This is a genomic window from Bradyrhizobium sp. CCBAU 11357 (assembly GCF_028128865.1).
GTDB lineage: Bacteria > Pseudomonadota > Alphaproteobacteria > Rhizobiales > Xanthobacteraceae > Bradyrhizobium.
The window spans coordinates 232,848-252,184 of sequence record NZ_LBJW01000106.1; the positions used below are offsets into that span (position 1 = coordinate 232,848).

At 64.8% G+C, this 19,337-nt stretch carries 18 protein-coding genes; 11 read left to right on the forward strand and 7 right to left on the reverse strand.

From position 1 onward, the window contains the following. Window positions 1–10 precede the first annotated feature (10 nt). Together XI05_RS25225 and XI05_RS25230 are read right to left on the reverse strand one after the other, a co-directional pair. Complete coding sequence (locus XI05_RS25225) at window positions 11–1,513, reverse strand: class I adenylate-forming enzyme family protein (protein ID WP_271506866.1); 1,503 nt, start codon at window positions 1,511–1,513, stop codon at window positions 11–13. A 4-nt stretch (window positions 1,514–1,517) separates the two neighbouring features. Further along, window positions 1,518–3,362, reverse strand: a complete 1,845-nt coding sequence (locus XI05_RS25230) for an extracellular solute-binding protein (protein ID WP_271506913.1) — start codon at window positions 3,360–3,362, stop codon at window positions 1,518–1,520. A 260-nt stretch (window positions 3,363–3,622) separates the two neighbouring features. Here XI05_RS25230 and XI05_RS25235 point away from each other — a divergent pair, with 260 nt between their 5' ends. Beyond that, window positions 3,623–4,447 carry an invasion associated locus B family protein gene (locus tag XI05_RS25235; RefSeq protein ID WP_271506868.1) on the forward strand — a complete coding sequence of 275 codons (825 nt, stop codon included), beginning with the start codon at window positions 3,623–3,625 and terminating at the stop codon, window positions 4,445–4,447. Between the two features lie 79 nt (window positions 4,448–4,526). On the opposite strand, the gene hspQ is transcribed toward XI05_RS25235, so the two are convergent. Further along, complete coding sequence (gene hspQ, locus XI05_RS25240; RefSeq protein ID WP_008564941.1) at window positions 4,527–4,859, reverse strand: heat shock protein HspQ; 333 nt, start codon at window positions 4,857–4,859, stop codon at window positions 4,527–4,529. A gap of 106 nt (window positions 4,860–4,965) precedes the next feature. On the opposite strand from hspQ, the gene XI05_RS25245 reads away from it, so the two are divergent. Next, window positions 4,966–5,919 (forward strand): AEC family transporter, encoded by a 954-nt coding sequence (locus tag XI05_RS25245; protein WP_271506870.1) that lies wholly within the window; start codon window positions 4,966–4,968, stop codon window positions 5,917–5,919. A 227-nt stretch (window positions 5,920–6,146) separates the two neighbouring features. Here XI05_RS25245 and XI05_RS25250 read toward each other — a convergent pair whose 3' ends face one another. Further along, window positions 6,147–7,331, reverse strand: a complete 1,185-nt coding sequence (locus XI05_RS25250) for a UbiH/UbiF family hydroxylase (RefSeq protein WP_271506872.1) — start codon at window positions 7,329–7,331, stop codon at window positions 6,147–6,149. 87 nt (window positions 7,332–7,418) lie between these two features. Between XI05_RS25250 and pcsA the strand changes: the two genes are divergently transcribed. The 3 genes from pcsA (at window position 7,419) to XI05_RS25265 (ending at window position 9,979) form a co-directional block, all read left to right on the forward strand. Then, window positions 7,419–8,198: a phosphatidylcholine synthase gene (gene pcsA / locus XI05_RS25255; protein ID WP_172783766.1), complete on the forward strand. Its 780-nt coding sequence runs from the start codon at window positions 7,419–7,421 to the stop codon at window positions 8,196–8,198. Then, window positions 8,195–8,929 (forward strand): TerC family protein, encoded by a 735-nt coding sequence (locus XI05_RS25260; RefSeq protein WP_271506874.1) that lies wholly within the window; start codon window positions 8,195–8,197, stop codon window positions 8,927–8,929. The genes pcsA and XI05_RS25260 overlap by 4 nt, the downstream gene beginning before the upstream one ends. 75 nt (window positions 8,930–9,004) lie before the next feature. Then, complete coding sequence (locus XI05_RS25265) at window positions 9,005–9,979, forward strand: quinone oxidoreductase family protein (protein WP_172783768.1); 975 nt, start codon at window positions 9,005–9,007, stop codon at window positions 9,977–9,979. 115 nt (window positions 9,980–10,094) lie between these two features. Here XI05_RS25265 and XI05_RS25270 read toward each other — a convergent pair whose 3' ends face one another. Then, window positions 10,095–11,285: an acetylornithine transaminase gene (locus tag XI05_RS25270; RefSeq protein ID WP_271506876.1), complete on the reverse strand. Its 1,191-nt coding sequence runs from the start codon at window positions 11,283–11,285 to the stop codon at window positions 10,095–10,097. Between the two features lie 376 nt (window positions 11,286–11,661). Continuing rightward, window positions 11,662–12,819 carry a tetratricopeptide repeat protein gene (locus tag XI05_RS25275; protein WP_271506878.1) on the reverse strand — a complete coding sequence of 386 codons (1,158 nt, stop codon included), beginning with the start codon at window positions 12,817–12,819 and terminating at the stop codon, window positions 11,662–11,664. Between the two features lie 123 nt (window positions 12,820–12,942). Between XI05_RS25275 and XI05_RS25280 the strand changes: the two genes are divergently transcribed. The 3 genes from XI05_RS25280 (at window position 12,943) to XI05_RS25290 (ending at window position 14,817) form a co-directional block, all read left to right on the forward strand. Next, on the forward strand, window positions 12,943–13,890 hold the full coding sequence (locus tag XI05_RS25280) for a hypothetical protein (protein ID WP_271506880.1): 948 nt from the start codon (window positions 12,943–12,945) through the stop codon (window positions 13,888–13,890). Window positions 13,891–14,060: 170 nt separating this feature from the next. Beyond that, a complete protein-coding gene (locus XI05_RS25285; protein ID WP_271506882.1) occupies window positions 14,061–14,489 on the forward strand; it encodes a MerR family transcriptional regulator in 429 nt (142 codons plus the stop codon). After that, window positions 14,425–14,817, forward strand: a complete 393-nt coding sequence (locus XI05_RS25290) for a carboxymuconolactone decarboxylase family protein (RefSeq protein ID WP_172783773.1) — start codon at window positions 14,425–14,427, stop codon at window positions 14,815–14,817. Before XI05_RS25285 ends, XI05_RS25290 begins: the two co-directional genes overlap by 65 nt. 98 nt (window positions 14,818–14,915) lie before the next feature. Here the strand turns inward: XI05_RS25290 and rimO are convergent, their stop codons facing one another. Continuing rightward, window positions 14,916–16,235, reverse strand: a complete 1,320-nt coding sequence (gene rimO / locus XI05_RS25295; protein ID WP_260379202.1) for a 30S ribosomal protein S12 methylthiotransferase RimO — start codon at window positions 16,233–16,235, stop codon at window positions 14,916–14,918. A 282-nt stretch (window positions 16,236–16,517) separates the two neighbouring features. On the opposite strand from rimO, the gene XI05_RS25300 reads away from it, so the two are divergent. The 3 genes from XI05_RS25300 to XI05_RS25310 all read left to right on the forward strand — a co-directional run bounded on the left by XI05_RS25300 (window position 16,518) and on the right by XI05_RS25310 (window position 19,070). Further along, a complete protein-coding gene (locus XI05_RS25300) occupies window positions 16,518–17,081 on the forward strand; it encodes a hypothetical protein (protein ID WP_271506915.1) in 564 nt (187 codons plus the stop codon). Between the two features lie 238 nt (window positions 17,082–17,319). Beyond that, complete coding sequence (locus XI05_RS25305; RefSeq protein ID WP_036012463.1) at window positions 17,320–17,910, forward strand: ANTAR domain-containing response regulator; 591 nt, start codon at window positions 17,320–17,322, stop codon at window positions 17,908–17,910. Beyond that, window positions 17,907–19,070, forward strand: coding sequence for a CmpA/NrtA family ABC transporter substrate-binding protein (locus XI05_RS25310; RefSeq protein WP_271506884.1), 1,164 nt, complete (start codon window positions 17,907–17,909; stop codon window positions 19,068–19,070). The genes XI05_RS25305 and XI05_RS25310 overlap by 4 nt, the downstream gene beginning before the upstream one ends. Window positions 19,071–19,337 lie beyond the last annotated feature (267 nt).

The window sequence follows — 19,337 nt, forward strand, 5'->3', positions numbered from 1 at the left end:
GAAACCGCGCCTAGGCCGCCCCGGAGCGGTCCCGAAAAGCCTCGACCATCAGGGGGTTAAGCCCGAGCTCGCTGAGCGCCTCGCGGGCGCGGGCATTGTCCTGGGCGCGCCCGGCGAGCCGGTGGCCGGAGAGGCGGTCGGGCAGCGCCGTGAGCAGGGCACCCTGGCCGAGCCGGCGCGCCCATTCCTGCAGGTCGTTGGAGAGGAAGCGATAGCCGCCGACGGCCATGATGCCGGAGGGCGGCGCGGTGATGCAGATCGCGCCGCTCGGGCGGTCGAGCCGCGCGGCATAGCCGGTGTCGACATAGTCGCGCGGCGGCTGCGCCGTCAGTGTCTCGCCGACCGGTTGCGGCGGGGCGTAGGCTGCGATCGGCACCATCGCGCCGCGCAGGCCAAGCGTGCCCTTCGGCGTCAGCAGGATTTCGCCGGCGATGGAGGAGCCGGACTGCTCGCGCGGAGCGCCGTGCGGTCCGGGCATCACAGGCACCGGCATGCCGTCCTCGCCGCGGCGGGCGCCGAACAATCCGGCCTCGCCAAACAGGTAGACGTCGGTCAGCGGCGCATGCGGCGCGATCCAGGCATCGCTTGCCGCGACCTGCTCGGGCGCGCGCCACAGGCCGATGACGTTGCGCAAGGTGGGCATCCGCGCCGCGAGGTCGGCATCGCCGAGCCGCAGCGCGAGCTGCGCCGGCGCGATCAGCACCTCGCATTCGTGCTCGTTGATCTGCTGCTCGAGCACGTCGTTTTCGAACGGATGATGCAGCGCCAGCGTGCCGCCGGAGAGCAGCCACACCGCGAGCGAGGAGGCGAGCCCCGCGAACGACATCGGCGTGAACGCCGCCATCACCGTCGCGCCCTGCTTGATGTCGGCCTCGAGCGACATCGCAAGGCCGCCCGCGATCAGGCTGAAATGCGGCCGCGGCACCGGCCGGAATCCCTCCGCCGTGACGTCGAACGAGATCATGGCCGCCTTGCGGCCGTCCTGGATCACGGCGCGCGTGGTGCCGGGCGGGCGTGCCAGGACGTCGTCGAGCGAAGCCATGCCTTCGGGCAGGTCGCTTCCGAAGCCGTAGACGTGCCGGATCGAGAACGCCTCGGCCGCAGCGTGCATGGCGAGATCGGCATAGCTGACGCCGTCGACCGTGCTCATGGTGACGATGGCGCGCGCGGCGGTGCGGTTGAGCGCGGCGGTCAGTTCCGCATGGCGCCAGAGCAGCGGCAGCACGGCGACGACGAGGCCGGCGCGATGGGCGGCGAGCACGGTCAGCACGAACTCGACCGTGTTGGGCAACTGGATCGCAATCACGGAATTGGCCGGCAGGCCCGATTCGACGAAATGCGCCGACAGCGCCTCGATGGCGGTATCGGCCTCGGCATAGGTCATCCGCCGCGGCTGGTGCCCGGTAATGCGCGCCTTGTTGAGCGGATCGAGCAGGGCGGTCGCCCGCGGCTGCCGCGTCAGCGTGCGCTGAAACAATGTGTCGAGCGTCGGCGATACGGCTGGCTGGTTCACGGCGTCACTTCGCTTGATGAGCTTGCGGCTGCCCCTTCGACCACCACGTCTCCGGCAAATAGCCCGAGAGCGAGGTGGTCTTGGGCCGTTCTATCCGATTCCAGCGCGCGATCCATTGCTCCGATACGTTAAACAGCGGGATTGTGTAGACGCCCGCGATCAGGACGCGGTCGAGTGCGCGCACCGCCGAAACGAAATCCGTATGTTCACGGGCCTCGAGCAGGGCGGCGATCATCGCATCGACGGCGGGATCCCTGGCGCCCATGTAGTTGCGGGTGCCCGGATTGTCCGCGGCCGCGCTGCCCCAATAGAAATACTGCTCGTTGCCGGGCGACAGCGACTGGTCCCAGCGGTTCTGGATCATGTCGAACTCATAGGCGAGCCGGCGCTGGTCAAATTGCACGGGATCGACCGAGCGCACGCTGGCCTCGATGCCGGCGCGCCTGAGGTCGCGCTGGAAGGCGAGCGCGATGCGCTCCTGGTCGCGTGTCGTGACCATGATCTCGAAGGTGAAGGGGGCCTTGGTCGCGCGGTTGCGCAGCACGGTGCCGTCGAGATCGTAGCCGGCCTCAGACAGCAGCTTCAGCGCGGCGCGCAGCGTGGTGCGGTCGCGGCCTGATCCGTCGGTGACCGGCAGGCGGTAGCTGCCCTCCAGGATGTCGGGCGGGATCTGCGCGGCGAACGGTTTGAGCAGCTCGCGCTCGCGCGCATCGGCAGGCCTGCCATAGGCCGACAGCTCCGAGCCGGCGAAATAGCCGGCCACGCGCGAATAGAGCCCGAAGAAATAGCTGCGGTTGACCAGCTCGAAATCGAACAGCAGCGTCAGGGCCTGCCGCACGCGGATGTCGGCGAAGATCGGACGGCGGGTGTTGAACACCAGGAATTCGGACGGCTGCGGCATGCCGGGCTTGACGGTGTCGCGGATCACCTCGCCGCTTCTGGCGGCCGGAAAGTCATAGCCGTCGCGCCAGCGCAAGGGCTCGTGCTCGACGCGGAAATCGTAGAGGCCGCGCTTGAATGCCTCGAACTGGCCGTTCGCCTCGCGAAAATAGTCGAGCCTGATCTCGTCGAAATTGTAGAGCCCGCGATTGATGGCGAGGTCGCGGCCCCAATAATCGGGATTGCGCGTGAGCGTCACGCTGGCGCCCGGCTTCACCGCCGTGACCCGATAGGGGCCCGAGCCGAGCGGCGCCGTCAGCGTCGTCTCCTCGAAGGTCGCGACGTCGATCGCGTGCTTGGGCAGGATCGGCATCAGGCCGAGAATCAGCGGCAGCTCGCGGTCGTTGGCGCCGGTTAAGTCGAATCGGACGGTGAGAGGATCGGGCGCTTCGGCCTTCGCAACCTTGCTGTAATACTGCCGGTGATTGGGACGGCCGCGGTCGCGCAGCAGCAGCCACGAGAACAGCACGTCCTCGGCCGTGACCGGCTTGCCGTCGGAGAAGCGGGCGCGGGGATCGAGACGGAAGGTGACGAAGCTTCGCTCGTCATTGGTTTCGACCGTTCTGGCGAGCAGGCCGTAAAGCGTGAACGGCTCGTCCTGCCCGCGCGCCAGCAGGCTCTCGACCACGTAGTTGCGGACCGGCTGCACCGCCAATCCCCTGACGATGAAGGGATTGAGGCTGTCGAAGGTGCCGAGAATACCCCAGGTCAGGCGTCCGCCCCTGGGGGCATCGGGGTTGGCATAGGGCATGTGGCTGAAATCGGCGGGCTTGGCCGGCTTGCCGTGCATCGCGATCGCATGGGCCTCCTCGGCCGCGGCGGCGCCGGCCGACAGCACCCCGCCAAGCGCAAGGGCAAGCGCACAGAGGCGGAGGCCGGGGCCCTCGAAGAGGCGCTGGAACATGAACATCGGCACACGGTGATTCGAGGACCGGCGGGCTCGAATCTTATCACAGGGAATTTGATGGGGCTTTTGCACCAGACCGGCCAAAGACGCTTGTCGGCATTGATCTTTTCGTCGGCCACGTTAAGAAGGCACCCAATCGCGCAAGAGCGTCGAGCCCGTCACTTATCCGCCTCAATTGACGGGAAGAGAGCCGCGCCCAAGGCGGCCAGGTTCGGCGCTTCGGAGCGGTTCGGGCACTTCCCGTTCAGAAAGGGTTTTCCGCAATGAATTTCCGTTACTTGGCCGCGTCCGTCCGGCCGCGCGGGCGACTTCTCGCCCTGTTGACGGCGACGGCGTTGGCCGTTCCGTTTGCCGCCGAGGCCCAGACCCCTGCGCCGGCCCCCGGCGCACCCGCTGCGCCCAAGGCCTCCCCGGCCCCGGCTCCGAAGGCGGCTCCCAAGGCAGCTCCCAAGGCTCCGGCGCCCGCAGCATCCCCGCAGGCTCCCGCGCAGCAAGGCGCCCCGCAGCAGGGCGCGGCCCAGCCCGCCGATCAGCAGATCCAGCTGATCTATGCGCCCTGGACCAAGTTCTGCCTCAAGGGCCAGGACGCCAATGCCAAGCAGGTCTGCTTCACCGGCAAGGACGGCCGCATCGAATCGGGTCAGCCGGTCATCGCGGCCGTGATCATCGAGCCGGAAGGCGAGCCGAAGAAGATCCTGCGCGTGACGCTGCCGCTCGGCATGCAGCTCGTGCACGGCACCCGCATCATCGTCGACAGCAACGCGCCGCTGCAGCAGCCCTATGTGATCTGCTTCCAGAACGGCTGCATGTCCGACTATGAGGCCACGCCCGAGCTCATCAACAACATGAAGAAGGGCCAGAATCTCGTTGTCCAGGCGATCAACGCCAACGGCGCGCCGCTGACCCTGCCGCTGCCGCTCACCGGCGAATTCCAGAAGGCCTATGACGGTCCGCCGACCGATCCGAAGGTGTTCGAGGAAACCCAGAAGAAGCTCCAGGAAGAGCTTCAGAAGAAGGCCGACGAGCAGCGCAAGAAGCTCGAGCAGCAGGGCACGCCTCCCGGCGCAGCTCCGGCCGGCTCGAAGTAATCGGGAGCTCGATTCCCGAACATGAAAAAGGCGCTCATCTCGAGCGCCTTTTTTGCTGGCCGCATGTCGGCGGCGAAACTCAGTTCAGCGACGGATTGCGCGGGCGATAGCCGCCGGCCTTGTCCTTGATGAAGATCTCCGCAACCTGGGAATGCCGGACCGGCTCGCCCGAATCATCCGGCAACAGGTTCTGCTCAGAGACATAGGCGACGTATTCGGATTCAGCGTTCTCCGCGAGCAGGTGATAGAACGGCTGGTCCTTGTGGGGCCGCACCTCCTCCGGGATCGACAGCCACCACTCCTCGGTGTTGTTGAATTCCGGATCGATGTCGAAAATCACCCCCCGGAACGAGAAGATCCGGTGGCGAACGACCTGTCCGATCTGGAATTTGGCGGTCCGCGCTTTAATCATTCCCCGTCGATAGACCAGGATTGTGGCCGATGCTAGTGCCCTTAGCTGGAATTAACCTTCGTTTCCGGGACGGATAGCCCCCAAGCCTTCAGAAAAAACTTCAGCAATGGTCGATATCCTCAATCTGGCGCTACCTTATTTCGGCTTGATCTTCGTCGGTTTCGCCTGCGGCAAGGTCAAATCCATCCCGGAATCGGGGCTCGCCTGGATGAACTTCTTCCTGCTCTACGTGTCGCTGCCGGCGCTGCTGTTTGCGATCATGTCGAAGACGCCGTTTTCGGAATTGAACAATCCGCCGTTCCTGGTGGCGACGACGCTGTCGACGGTCGCGGCATTCACGCTGGCGCTGGTTGTCGGCAAGCTGCTCGGACGGCTGACGCTGCGCGAAGCGACGCTCGCGGGCCTCTCCGGCAGCTACGGCAATATCGGCTATATGGGCCCGGGCCTCGCGCTCGCGGTGCTCGGGCCGAAGGCGGCTGCGCCGACCGCGCTGATCTTCTGCTGCGACAGCATCTTCCTGTTCACGATCGTGCCGCTCTTGATCGAGCTGTCCGACCGCGACCATCCCTCGTTCGTCCACGCCTTCGGCGTCGTGCTCAAGCAGATCGTGCTCAATCCGCTGATCATGTCAGTCTGCTTCGGTGCGGCGGTGGCGGCATTGCATATCGAGCTGCCGGTCGCGCTCGACCGCACCATCACCTTCCTGCAGAACGCGGCCGCGCCGACTGCGCTGTTCGTGCTCGGCGTGACCGTGGCGCTCCGTCCGTTCGATCGGGTGCCGTGGGAGGTGCCGGGCGTGATCGCGGTCAAGCTGCTGATCCATCCGCTCGCGGCATTCGCCCTGATGCTGGCGTTCGGCCCGTTCGCGCAGCCCTGGGCCGCCACCGCCGTGCTGATGGCCTCGCTGCCGCCGGCACTCAACGTGTTCGTCATCGCGCGGCAGAACGATGCCTGGATCGAATCCGCCTCCGTGGCGGTGCTGCTCGGGACGTTCGCGTCGGTGGTCACGCTGACCAGCGTGATGTGGGCGATCCAGACGGGAAGGTTGGCGTTTCCCTGAGGGGTTCAACTCCTGACAACACGAACGGTGCGCTCCCTCTCCCGCTTGCGGGGGAGGGTTGGGGAGGGGGCTCTCTCCGCGTCGGGATTGTCGGAGAAAATCCCTAAATGGAGAGAGCCCCCACCCGGCGCTTCGCGCCGACCTCCCCCGCAAGCGGGAGAGGTTGCACCGCGCCCGCGGCTCGATCCAATCCAACCAAAGTCGGCGCGCGGTAACGCGTCTGAGAATTACCGCCGCCAGGTCGGCGTCAGGCCTTCGCGCATCGCAAAGCGCCGGAGCGGGCCGATGGCACCGAGGAGGTGCATGCCGATTGCGCGGACGGGCTGGAGCGGCAGGAAGTCGTTGAGCAAGGAGCGGTTGGCGATGTCGATCGCAAAGGTGCGGCTCAAGATGTCCGGCCGGCGGGCGCGATCATAGCGCTTGAGCACGTCGTCCGCACCGGGATCCCGTCCCGCGGCGATGGCATCGCCCGCGAGCCGGGCGATGTCCGCGGCATCGCGCAGGCCGAGATTGAGGCCCTGCGCGCCGATCGGCGGCACCACATGGGCGGCTTCGCCGACCAGCGCGATACGGTCGCGACCGAAGGATTTCGGACGCTCGATCGCGAGCTGGAACAGGTTGCGCCCGGGCTCGACATTCATGCGTCCCAGGATCGAATGCGACTGCTTCTCGATCGCCGCCGACAGCTCCTCGTCGCTCAGGCCGCGCAGCCGTTCGGCCTCCGCTGGCGCCGAAACCCAGACGATGCTCGAGCGGTCGGCGGGCAGGGGCACGAACACGCAAGGCCCGTGCGGCGTGTGGAACTCGGTCGAGACGTTGCGGTGGGGCCGGGCATGACCGACGTTGAAGGTCAGCGCGGTTTGGCTCAGCTCGCGCCGCGTCACCTCGATGCCGGCGGCCTCGCGGCACAGCGAGTGCCGGCCGTCGGCGCCGACCACGAGGCGCGCCGAGAGAAACTGTCCGGACGCCGTGCGCAATGCGACGTCGTCGGCTTCGATGACCACGCTTTCGGCCTCGTCGTCGAAGCGGACCAGATTGGGCAGCTCGGCCGCGCGCGCTTCCAGCGCCAGCATCAGCGCGCGGTTGTCGATGTTGTAGCCGAACGCGTCGATGCCGATTTCGTGACAGGAGAAGCGCACCTCCGGCGCGCGGAACAGCCGGCCGGTGTCGTCGACGAGGCGCATGACTTCCAGCGCAGCAGCCTTGTCCCGGCAGCGCGACCAGACGTCGAGGCTTTCCAATAGATCGATGGAGGCACCGAGCAATGCGGTGGTGCGATTGTCGGCATAGGGAACGCGGCGCGCCACCAGTGCGGTCCGGGCACCCGCCTGCGCCAGGGCGATCGCCGCGGCAAGTCCGGCCGGTCCGCCGCCGACCACGGCCGCGTCATGGAGTGTCGATGCATCTGTCATGGAGCGACATTTGACACGCCGGGCGGCAAATTCAAGCCCACCTATATTTCCCTGATTTTATGGCGAATTGTGCGATCGTGCGCCGCAATGGCGGATGTGCAAACCGGTCGCATTCTGATAGCAGAAGCCATGGATATTCAGCAGGATTCCCTGAAGCCGAGACCGGCGATCCGCGCCGCGGCCTTCTCCGTGCACATCTTCACCGCATTCGGCGCGGCGATCGCGCTCCTGGCGATGCTGGAGGCCGTGCGCGAGCACTGGGCGGCGATGTTTCAATGGCTGGGCGTCGCGCTGATCATCGATGCGGTCGACGGGCCGATCGCGCGCCGGCTCGACGTCAAGAACGTGCAGCCCAACTGGTCGGGTGACGTGCTCGATCTCGTGGTCGACTTCGTCACCTATGTGTTCGTGCCGGCCTATGCGATCGTCGCCAGCGGCATGCTGCTGCCGGTCGCGGCTCCCTTGCTTGGCATCGCCATCATCGTCACCAGCGCGTTGTATTTCGCCGACCAGCGCATGAAGGCCGACGACAATCATTTCCGCGGCTTCCCGGCGCTGTGGAATGCGGCCGCGTTCTATCTGTTCCTGCTGCATTGGCCGCCGCTGTGGGCGACGCTGCTGGTCGCCGCGCTGGTCGTGCTGACGTTCGTGCCGTTCCATGTGCTGCATCCGGTCCGTGTCGTCCGGCTGCGCTGGCTGACGATGTCGCTGATCGCGATCTGGGCGGTGCTTGCCTTCTACACGCTGCAGATGGATTTTCGCGTCGGCGCCGGGGTGACCCTCGTGCTCTGCGCCATCGCGCTCTGGATCAGCTTCAGCGACGCCTTGATCCGCCTGGCGAGATCCCTGGCGAGATCCTTGGTGTGATGCACCTGTTGACCAGCCCGGAAGCCTGGGCCGCGCTGCTCACCTTGACGGCGCTCGAGATCGTGCTCGGGATCGACAACGTCATCTTCATCTCGGTGATCGTCGCACGCATCCCCAAGCAGCAGGCGCATCGCGCCCGCCAGATCGGGCTCGCGCTGGCGCTTGTCTTCCGCATCGTCCTGCTCAGCGTGCTGGTCTGGCTGATCGGTCTGACCGCACCGGTGTTTTCGTTTGCGGGTTACGACTTCTCCTGGCGCGACCTCATCCTGATCGGCGGCGGGCTGTTCCTGATCGCCAAGGCGACGCACGAGATTCACGGCGAGGTCGAAGCCGATGACGGCGAGGGCGAGGAGAAGTCCGCGGGCAACGCCTTCTTCTGGGTGATCGTCCAGATCGTGATCATCGACATCGTGTTCTCGCTGGACTCGATCATCACCGCGATCGGCATGGCCCAGGATATCGAGATCATGGTCGCGGCAGTCGTGATCGCCTGCCTGATCATGTACATTTCGTCGGGGCCGGTGTCGCGATTCGTCGCGGAGCATCCGACCACCAAGATGCTGGCACTGGCCTTCCTGGTGCTGATCGGCGTCGCGCTGGTCGCGGACGGATTCCACTTCCACATTCCGCGCGGCTACATCTATTTCGCAATTGCGTTCTCGGCGGCGGTGGAGTTCTTCAACGTGCTGGCCAAGCGCAACCGCAAGAAGGCGAGCAAGCCGTCGGTCTAGCCGTTCCTGCGGGCGTCGAGTTGACAAGGCGGGCGCGATGGCTTTCGCTCAGCCGCAAGAAGAGGAGGTCAGGTGATGACCAAAGCCATCCGTGTGCACAAGGTCGGAGGCCCCGAAGCCCTGGTCTATGAGAGCGTCGACGTGCCGGCGCCCGGGCCGGGCGAGGTGCGCATCCGCCAGCATGCGGTGGGCCTCAACTTCATCGACGTCTATTATCGCACCGGCCTCTACAAGGCGCCGGGACTGCCCTTCATCGCCGGCAACGAGGCTTCGGGCGAGGTTGTCGCGGTCGGGCCAGGCGTCACGCATTTTCATCCCGGCGACCGCGTCGCCTACTACCACAATCTCGGCGCCTATACCGGCGAGCGCAACCTGCCCTGGGAGAAGCTGGTCAAGCTGCCCGATCACATCACCTACGAGCAGGGCGCCGTGCTGATGCTGAAGGGGCTGACGGTCTGGTACCTGCTGCACAAGACCTTCAAGGTCGAGCCGCATCATCGCGTGCTGGTCCACGCCGCGGCCGGCGGCATCGGCCTGCTCGCCTGCCAATGGGCGCGGGCGCTCGGCGCGCATGTCATCGGCACCGTCGGCTCGCGCGAGAAGGCCGAGCTTGCGGAGGCCAATGGCTGCGATCACGTCATCCTCTACAACGAGGAGGATTTCGTCGCGCGCGTGAAGCAGATCAGCCGCAACGAGGGCTGTGACGTCGTCTATGACGGCGTTGGCAAGGCGACGTTCCCGGGCTCGCTCTCCTGCCTGAAGCCGCGCGGCATGTTCGTCTCGTTCGGCAATGCCTCGGGCCCCGTGCCGCCGTTCGCGATCGCCGAGCTCAACAATCACGGCTCGCTGTTCGCGACGCGGCCGAAGCTCAACGATTATGTCGGCACGCGCAAGGAACTGCTCGAAGGCGCCGACACGCTGTTCGCCGCGGTGATCAACGGCAAGCTGCACGTGCCGATCAACCACGCCTACGCGCTCAAGGACGCCGCCAAGGCGCATGTCGATCTCGAAAGCCGCAAGACCACAGGGGCTTCGATCTTGAAGCCGTAGCTCTTTCGGAATCATCGGTTTCGTAGGGTGGGCAAAGGCGCGGAGCGCCGTGCCCACCATTCTTCATGGCGGTGAGAAATGGTGGGCACGCTTCGCTTTGCCCACCCTACGGCACCTACGCCACGCGTCTTGCCGCGCCGGCCTTGGTCAAGATCGCGTCGAGACATTCGATCATCTCGGCGATCTCGCTCCTCGTGACGTTCAGCGCCGGCATGAAGCGCAAGCTGTCGACTTGCGGCGCGTTGAGCAGCACGCCGGCCTCGAACGCCTGCGCGACGATGCCGGGTGCAATCGGCAGCTTGAGATCGAGCGCGAGCAACAGGCCGCGTCCGCGCACGCCGCCGAGCCCATGCCGGGCCGAGACCTTCTGCAGCTCACTTTCGAGCAGGAGGCCGGCCTCGTTGACCGCCTTCAGGAAGTCGGGCTTCTTGACCTCGTCGAGCACCGCAAGCCCTGCCGCGCACATGATCGGGTTGCCGTTGAACGTGCCGCCCTGGTCGCCGTGCTCGAAGCATGATGCGCGTTCGGTCGCGAGCAGGGCGGCGAGCGGCACGCCGCCGCCGATGCCCTTGCCGAGCGTCATGATGTCGGGCGCGATGCCTGTATGCTCGTAGTGGAAGAGCTTCCCGGTCCGGCCCATGCCGGTCTGGATCTCGTCGAAAATGAGCAAGAGGCCATGCGCCTCGGTCAGCGCGCGCAGCTGCTGCAGGAACTGATCGGTCGCAGGCCATACGCCGGATTCCCCCTGGATCGGCTCGAGCATCACGGCGACGGTGTTGGCGTTGATCAGCTTTTCTACCGAGGCGATGTCGTTCAGCTTGGCCTTCTTGAAGCCGGCGACCTTCGGCTCGAACAGCGGCTCGAACGCCTTCTTGCCCGAGGCCGACATCGTCGCCAGCGTTCTTCCGTGGAAGCCGCCTTCGAAGCTGATGATCTCGAACGCGCCGCCTTTGTGCAGGCTGCCATATTTGCGCGCGAGCTTGATCGCGCCCTCATTGGCTTCCGCGCCGGAATTGGCGAAGAACACCTGATCGAAGGCACTGTTCTCGACCAGCGCCTGCGCAAGCTTGAGGCTCGGCTCGTTGTAGAAGGCCGGGCTCGGCGTCAGCAGCCGCCTGGCTTGAGCTGCAAGCGCATCGGCGATCGCGGGCGGGGAGTGGCCGAGGCAGTTCACGGCCCAGCCCTGCACGAAATCGAGATAGCGCTTGCGGCCGTCGTCCCAGAGGTAGGAGCCGGCGCCGCGGACGAACACGGCCTTGGGCCGTGCGGTGATGTCCATCAGCGCGTCATACGGATGCGTGGTCATGTCGTACTCCTCTGGGGGCGGGTGGAAAAAGGGGCGCAAAAAGCAGAAAGGCCGCACCTTGCGGGTGCGGCCTTTCTCGAAAACTGGCTGAATTCAGTGGTTCAGCGGCGTCCTCGGACATGGCGCACCCTCTCGTCGTCGCGGGAGCGACGGCGGAGCATTTCGGTGCGCTGGTTGGTCCGGGCGTTGATCATGGGGCGGGTCCGTACAGCCGAACGGCAGCACTTGTCAAGCAGGCTTTTTGCAGGATGCTCGCCGAGCGTGCATCGGTCAGGTCGGTGCGCGGCTTCCTCCGCCTCGTCGTCGCCCCAATCCGCGTCCGCAATCGCGGTGCCCCTGCGTGAATGGATTGAAGTGCCACATCCCTGCGTGACGATTACTCGACGCCGTAATGCGAGAACACATCGGCGATGCCGACGTTGATTGCCTTGGCGGCCGCGATGTCGCGCTCGGCGCCGTCACTGTCACCCTTCCTGCGCTTCGCCAGTCCGCGACCGTAGAGCGAGCCGTCGAGCCTCGGCTTGATGCTCAGCGCGGCATCATAGTCGGCAATCGCCGCGTCGAGGTTGCCGAGCTTGAGATGGGCGAGGGCGCGGCTGTCCAGCGTCTCGGCATCGTTGGGAGCCATCTTCAGCGACTGCTCGCAATCGGCCAGCGCCTCCTGCAGCCGGCCGACGATCGCGCGGGTGAAGCAGCGCGAATTGAACACGTCAGCCCGGTTCGCATTCGCTCTGATGGAGCGGTCGTAATCGTCGAGCGCCAGCGCATAATCGTGCGCATCGAAATACATGTTCGCGCGCGCATAGAAGTCGCGGTCGTTGTTCGGACTGAGATCGATCGATCTGGCGAAATCGGCCAGCGCTCGGGGGCGGTCGCCGCGGTCGCGATAGATGCGGGCGCGGTTGCCGTAGGCTGGCCCGTAGTTCGGATTGAACTTGATCGACAGATCGAGGTCCGCAAGTGCGCTCGCATCGTCGCCGTGGTTGCTGAAGGCGGTGCCGCGATTGAAATAGGCGAGCGCGAATTTCGGATCGAGCTTGATAGCCTGATCGTAGTCGGCCATCGCGAGCTCGTAGGCCTTCTTGTGAATGTGGGAGTTGCCGCGGTTGTTGAAATAGAGCGGGTCGCGGGCGTTCAGCCGAATGGCGCGCGTATAGTCGGCAATGGCGCGGTCGGCGTCGCCGAGATCGTCATAGGCGATGCCGCGATTGTACAGGAGGTCGGGATCCCTGGCATCGAGGTCGATGGCGCGGCTGAAGTCGGCCACGGCGCGCTCGGCCTCGCCACGTCGCCGAAACATTTCTCCGCGATTGGCGAGCGCATGCACATCGTTGGGATTGGCCTTGAGCAGGGCCGAGCAGCCGGCGAAGCGCCGCTCGTCGCTGCCTGCGCCATCGTCGGCGAAGCACCACTGGCGGGCCTGCGCGACGGATGGCGATCGCGCGTTGGCGGGGTCCGGTAGCGCGAGCAGGGCCATCGTCAGGACGATTGCGGACAGCTTGAGGAAAATCCCTGACGTTTCATCGTGTTTCATTGTTTCCTGCGTCGAAACCATTGCGCCTCTAGCGTGTTTGTGATCGAAGGACGCGACTTGGTTCGAACCGAATGCACCACCGCCCAGACCAAGAAGGCGGGACCAACCAGATAGCTCAAAGCCTTGTCCGATACGCCCTATCCGATCGACCTCGACAGCATCCGCGGCGCGTTTCCGCCTGGCATCGAGGCGCCGCCGCTGCTGGTCGACTTTGCGGCCTGGCTCAAAGGGCGTCCCTGGGGCAGCGTCGGCTGCTTCTCGCTGCAGGGCCAATTCTCGGATTCCGCGCCGATCGTCGACGGCAGTCCCTTGCGCGAAAGGTTTTCGCTGTTCATGCGGCTGCCGGACGGCTCGGCCGTCGGCGGCTGGTATGGCGCCGGCCTTGACCGTGACAACCCGCCGATCGTCGGACTGGGATCCGAGGGCGATTACGAATTGCTGGCGCCAAGCCTCGACGGGCTGCTTGCCAAGCTGACGTCGCAAGCTTTCGACAAGGCCTGGGGCGATCTCAAGCCGCACGACGAGGTCGAGTGCCAGACCGTCGAGCTGGCGCAATGGCTCGCCGAACGGCCGACGGGCGAGGCGGCTGCGCCGGACGAGGATGCATCGGAGCTGCCCGACTTCCGCGGCTTCATGGAAAAATGGAGCCGGGACCGCGAGGATTATTGGGCTAACCATCGCATGATGGCCGAACTCGGCTGGCGGCTGGCTGCCCATCTGCCCAAGGGCAAGAATGCCTGGGATAATACGCGTTTCGAGGTCGCGATCGTCGGCAAGCAATACCAGGCGCGAATCCTCAAGCAGGGGCCGCAGCCGTTCGAGGAAGCCGCATCGATCGAATCTCTGCTGCGCGAGCTGCGCGAACAGACGTGGAAGGCTCAGCCTGAGCTCGGGTTATGGTATGCGATGAGGTTCGGACTCTACGCCGATGGTCGCGTCATGCCGAGCTTCGAATACGATGCGCGCCCGACCATCGACGGCGAACCGGCCATGCTTGTCGAAGCCAGGGCCGATCTCGCCCGCGCCCCGCGCCCGGAGCGCTGGGTGCCGAAATGGCTGGCAGAAGCCTGAAGCCTGAAACCCTGCGCTGCGTCCGTCCAGCCGGTGCGCCGAAAACTTCTGCTATCGTTCCATCTTGACCGCGCGGGAACGGCACCCTTCGATCCCGATTGCGATCCCCCTTGACTTAGAGTGCGCTCGAAGGGGTATCTGTACGTGCGTCAGTACGAGAACGGGCACACATGAAGATCGGCGACCTCGCAAAGCGAACCGGCTTGTCGGCTCACACGTTGCGCTATTACGAGCGCATCGGGCTGCTGCCATACGCAGACCGGGATCGTTCCGGCCAGCGTGACTTTGACGCGTCGATCCTCACATGGATCACATTCATCGGTCGGCTCAAGACCACGGGAATGCCGATCCGGGACATGTTGCGCTATGCGGCGCTTCGTGATGAAGGCGAAGCCACCGGTGCAGCCCGACGGCAGATGCTGGAAATCCACCGGGAACGGGTTCGCACGCAGCTTGCCGAACTCAGGGAATGCCTGCTCGTCCTTGATACCAAGATCGCCGGCTATGCCAGCGATAAACAGAGGACGAAGCAAAATGACGCACGCCCAAGAAGCCGAAAGCCGCTTCGATCGCGGCCAGCGGGCCCTGTCGCGCATTGACGGCAGAGCCGGCGAGAAGGTGGTCGCCTCACTCGCCGACATCGCTCCGGATTTCGCACGATACGTGATCGAGTTTCCCTTCGGCGACATTTACAGCCGCCCGGACCTCGGCCTGCGCGATCGGGAGATCGCAACGATCGCCGCGCTGACGGCGCTCGGAAATGCCGCGCCTCAGCTCAAAGTGCACATCGAGGCGGGCCTGAACGTCGGGCTGTCTCGCGACGAGATCGTGGAGATCATCATGCAGATGGCCGTCTATGCGGGCTTCCCGGCGGCCGTGAACGGGCTGTTCGCAGCCAAGGAGGTGTTTTCCGCGCGTGAGGCCTGACTGCATCCCTATCGTCATTGCGAGCGTAGCGAAGCAATCCAGACTGTTTCCGCGGAGGGATTCTGGATTGCTTCGCTGCGCTCGCAATGACGGAAGAGTCAGAACCCCGCGACGCTGCCGTGCAAGTCGTACTGATCCGCCCGCTCGATTTTCGCGGTGACGATCTCGCCGACACGGAGCGGGCGGCGGCTGGAGAGATACACCGCACCGTCGATCTCCGGCGCATCGGCCTTGGAGCGGCCTTTCGCCACGGTCGGGCCGACCTCGTCGATGATGATCTGCTGGCGCGTGCCGACCTTGCGCTTCAGCCGGCGCGCCGAGATCTTCTGCTGCCGGGCCATCAGCGCGTTGTAGCGCTCCTGCTTGACCTCTTCGGGGACGGGATTCTCGATCGCGTTCGAAGTGGCGCCGGCGACCGGCTCGTATTTGAAGCAGCCAACGCGGTCGATCTCGGCCTCATCGAGCCAGTCGAGCAAGTAGGTGAAGTCGGCATCGGTCTCGCCGGGGAAGCCAACGATGAAGGTCGAGCGCAAGGCGAGATCGGGACATTCCTCGCGCCAGCGCTTGATCCGCGCCAGCGTCTTGTCCTGCGCGGCCGGACGCTTCATCGCCTTCAGCACCTCGGGGCTCGCATGCTGGAACGGGATGTCGAGATAGGGCAGCACCTTGCCCTCGTTCATCAGCGCGATGACCTCGTCGACATGCGGGTAGGGGTAGACATATTGCAGCCGGACCCAGGCACCCAACTCGCCGAGCTCGCGCGCAAGATCGAGGAATTTGGCGCGGACCTGGCGGTCCTTCCACGGGCTCTCGGCATATTTCAAATCGACGCCATAGGCCGAAGTGTCCTGCGAGATCACCAGGAGCTCCTTGACGCCGGCGCCGACCAGGCGCTCGGCCTCGCGCAGCACGTCGTTGGCGGGGCGCGAGACCAGGTCGCCGCGCAGCTTCGGGATGATGCAGAAGGTGCAGCGATTGTTGCAGCCCTCGGAGATCTTCAGGTACGCGTAGTGGCGCGGCGTCAGCTTGATGCCCTGCGGCGGCACCAGGTCGAGATGCGGATTGTGCGCCGGCGGCAGCGCACGGTGCACGGCATCGAGCACGCTCTCGTATTGCTGCGGGCCGGTGATGGAGAGCACGCCCGGATAGGCCTGCTCGATCGCTTCCGGTTCCGCGCCCATGCAGCCTGTCACGATCACCCTGCCGTTCTCGGCCATGGCCTCGCCGATCGCCGAGAGGGATTCGTGCTTGGCGCTGTCGAGGAAGCCGCAGGTGTTGACGATGACGATGTCCGCTCCGTCATGCTTGCGGGCGAGCTCGTAGCCCTCCGCGCGCAGGCGCGTGATGATGCGCTCGGAATCCACCAAGGCCTTGGGGCAGCCGAGTGACGTGAATGAAATGCGCGGCGCTCTGTCCATGTAATCGCCTGGAGCCTATCTGAATTGTCCGGATTTGCGATCCAAGTAATTGAACCGATGGCGAAACTCAATAACTAACGTATGCGGCGCGATGCTAAAGCAGTACTCGCACGTATTTGGCGTGATCGGCCAATCACCAGGGAAGGTATGGACTGACCGAGGGTTCCTTAGCCTGGAAGCTCATTCGGATCGAGCGAGTGGAGGATCCGATGTGAATTGCTCGGTCATGCCCGTTTTGGTTGTTATTCGGTTTCTTGCTTGATTTCACGGAGCTTAACCACGATGCGCCGCTTCATCCTCGGCATGGTTTTCGTTACCGTTTCCTATGGCGCGATGTTCCCGGCGCGAGCTGAAGTCGACAAGTTCATCCATGTCTGCGATCGGCAGGAACGATTGTGTCCGGAATTCAGGCCACGCGTGAAGGTCCCCGATGGGTGGAGGAGGGACGAGGCCGCGAGCCTCAAGTACGGCGCCTCGATGTTCGTGCCCAACGGGAAGACTTTCGGGAAGGCCGAAGTGATCATCTATGCCGAAGGCCGCTACAACAAGGAGCAGACCGAATTGGTTCAATGGGTCGCAACGAGCGATAAGGATTGGGCGACGACATCCGGCAAGAATGCCAAGATCGCCACGCTTCCGTCGGTCAACCCCAAGGTCATCATCAACCGCTACGACAATCCGTCCCTGAAGGACCAGCCGGTTGAAGTGATCGCGCATTACGCCGATCTCGACCAGGACGGCAATTCCTACGTCGTGCGGCTAGCGGTCTCCGGCCGCAACGAGACGGCGGTGCTGGCCGCCGTGCCAGTTATCGAAAAGATGATCGCTGGCGCGAAGATTCCGTGAGAGCGTAAGTTCTGCTGCGCAGCCGAAAGCTGACCCTGCGCGAGCGTTTACTCGCGAGTGGGCGGCTCCAAAGCTCAGGCGCACCCGAGCGACACGAAGCTGACCTTGGGCGCAGCCGTCTGATCCATATCTGATCTGCCTGATTGACCGGCCTGTGCTAGTTCCAGTTGCCCATAATTACAACCCTTTGCATGGTTCGCGGGCGTGCTATGGATGAATCACCTGCCGCGAGTGAGCCATGAGCGCCGAACAGTCGCCCAAAATCGTGATCGTCGACGAAAGCCCGATCCGGGCCGCGATCCTGGAGGAGGGGTTGCGCGAAGCCGGATTCACCCAGGTCGTCCATATCAGCGAGATGCAGAGCCTCTTGGCCCGCATTTATGCGGCGGACCCCGACATCATCGTGATCGATCTCGAAAACCCCAGCCGCGACGTGCTGGAGGCGATGTTCCAGGTCAGCCGCGCGGTGAAGCGGCCGGTCGCGATGTTCGTCGACCAGAGCGATTCAGCCTCGATCCAGGCCTCGGTCGAGGCGGGGGTGTCGGCCTATATCGTCGACGGGCTGAAGAAGGAGCGCATCAAGCCGATCCTCGACCTCTGCGTGTCCCGCTTCAACGCCTTCGCCAAGCTCCAGGAGGAGCTGGAGCGCACCAAGTCGCAACTCGAGGACCGCAAGATCATCGAGCGCGCCAAGGGCATCCTGATGAAGGTGAAGGGCCTGACCGAGGACGAGGCCTATGTGCTGCTGCGTTCCACCGCGATGCGCGAGAAGAAGAAAATCGGCGAGATCGCGCAGTCGATCATCACCGCGTCGGAGATGCTGAAATGACTGCTACCCTCCGCATCGGGTTCATTCCGCTGGTCGATGCTGCCGCGCTGATCGTCGCCGTCGACAAGGGATTTGCCGCCACTGAAGGGCTCGATGTCGAGCTCGTGCGCGAAGTCTCCTGGTCGAACGTCCGCGACAAGCTCAATATCGGCCTGTTCGACGCTGCGCATCTGCTGGCGCCCGTCGCGATCGCGTCCTCGCTCGGGCTCGGTCACGTCAAGGTGCCGATCGCCGCGCCCTTCAATCTCGGCATCAACGGCAACGCCATCACGGTGTCGCCGGCGCTTCATGCCGCGCTGATGGAGGAGATCGACGGCGACCGTTTCGATCCGATGGCGACGGCGAAAGCGTTGGCGAAGGTCGTTGCCGTCAGGCGCAAGGCCGGTGCGGAGCCGCTGACCTTCGGCATGACCTTTCCGTTCTCGACCCACAATTATCAATTGCGGTTCTGGATGGCCGCGGCGGGCGTCGATCCCGACGAGGATGTGCGCCTCGTGGTGCTGCCGCCGCCCTATATGGTCGACAGTCTCAAGAACGGCCATGTCGATGCGTTCTGCGTCGGCGCGCCCTGGAACTCGGTCGCGGTCGATCTCGGCATCGGCCACATCCTGCACTTCGTCTCCGACATCCTGGTCCGGGCAGCGGAGAAGGTGCTGGCGGTCCGCCAGACTTGGGCCGACAAGAACCCGGAGGTGGTCGCAGCCTTGGTGCGGGCCGCCGTGAAAGCCGCCGAGTTCATCGAGCATCCCGAGAACCGGACCGAGGCGGCGCAAATCCTGGCGCAGCCGGAACGGATCGGCGTCGACGCCGAGGTCATCCAGCGCACTCTCACCGGGCGCCTGAAGATCTCGCCCGATGGCACCTTCCGCGAAAGCAGCCGCTACCTGCTGGTCGGACGCGAAGGGGCAGGGCGGCCCGATCCGGTCCAGGCCGCCTGGCTCTATGCGCAGATGGTGCGCTGGGGCCAAACGGCGCTCACTCCCGACGGCGTCAAGACGGCGATGGCGGTGTTCAGGCCCGATCTCTACGACGCGGCGCTCGGCAACAAGGCGCCGGCCGAGGCTCCCGCAGCGTTCGGCGCCTTCGCCGGGCCGACTTTCGACCCGGCCGATATCCGCGGACATCTCGAGGCCTTCGGGGTCGGACGCTGGAAAGCCTGATTCGAAATTGCTTCGGTTTTGAGCATGTGAGTTGGTTGGCTAATGTTTGAGCTGAATGCTCGAATTTCGGGTGAGTTCCCGCGCCGGCATTTGTCATCCCTCGTTATAACCATCTGAAAATTCATGATTTTCGATTTGCGCCAAGCTGGCACGCAACTTGAATGTTGCGCTGCGGCCAGCTTGTCATAGGTGCCTGCTGAGCCAAGTCCCGCAGCAACGAAGCTGATCGGACCGTGGGTGACGATGCCGGCTCCTGAGCCAGCCAGA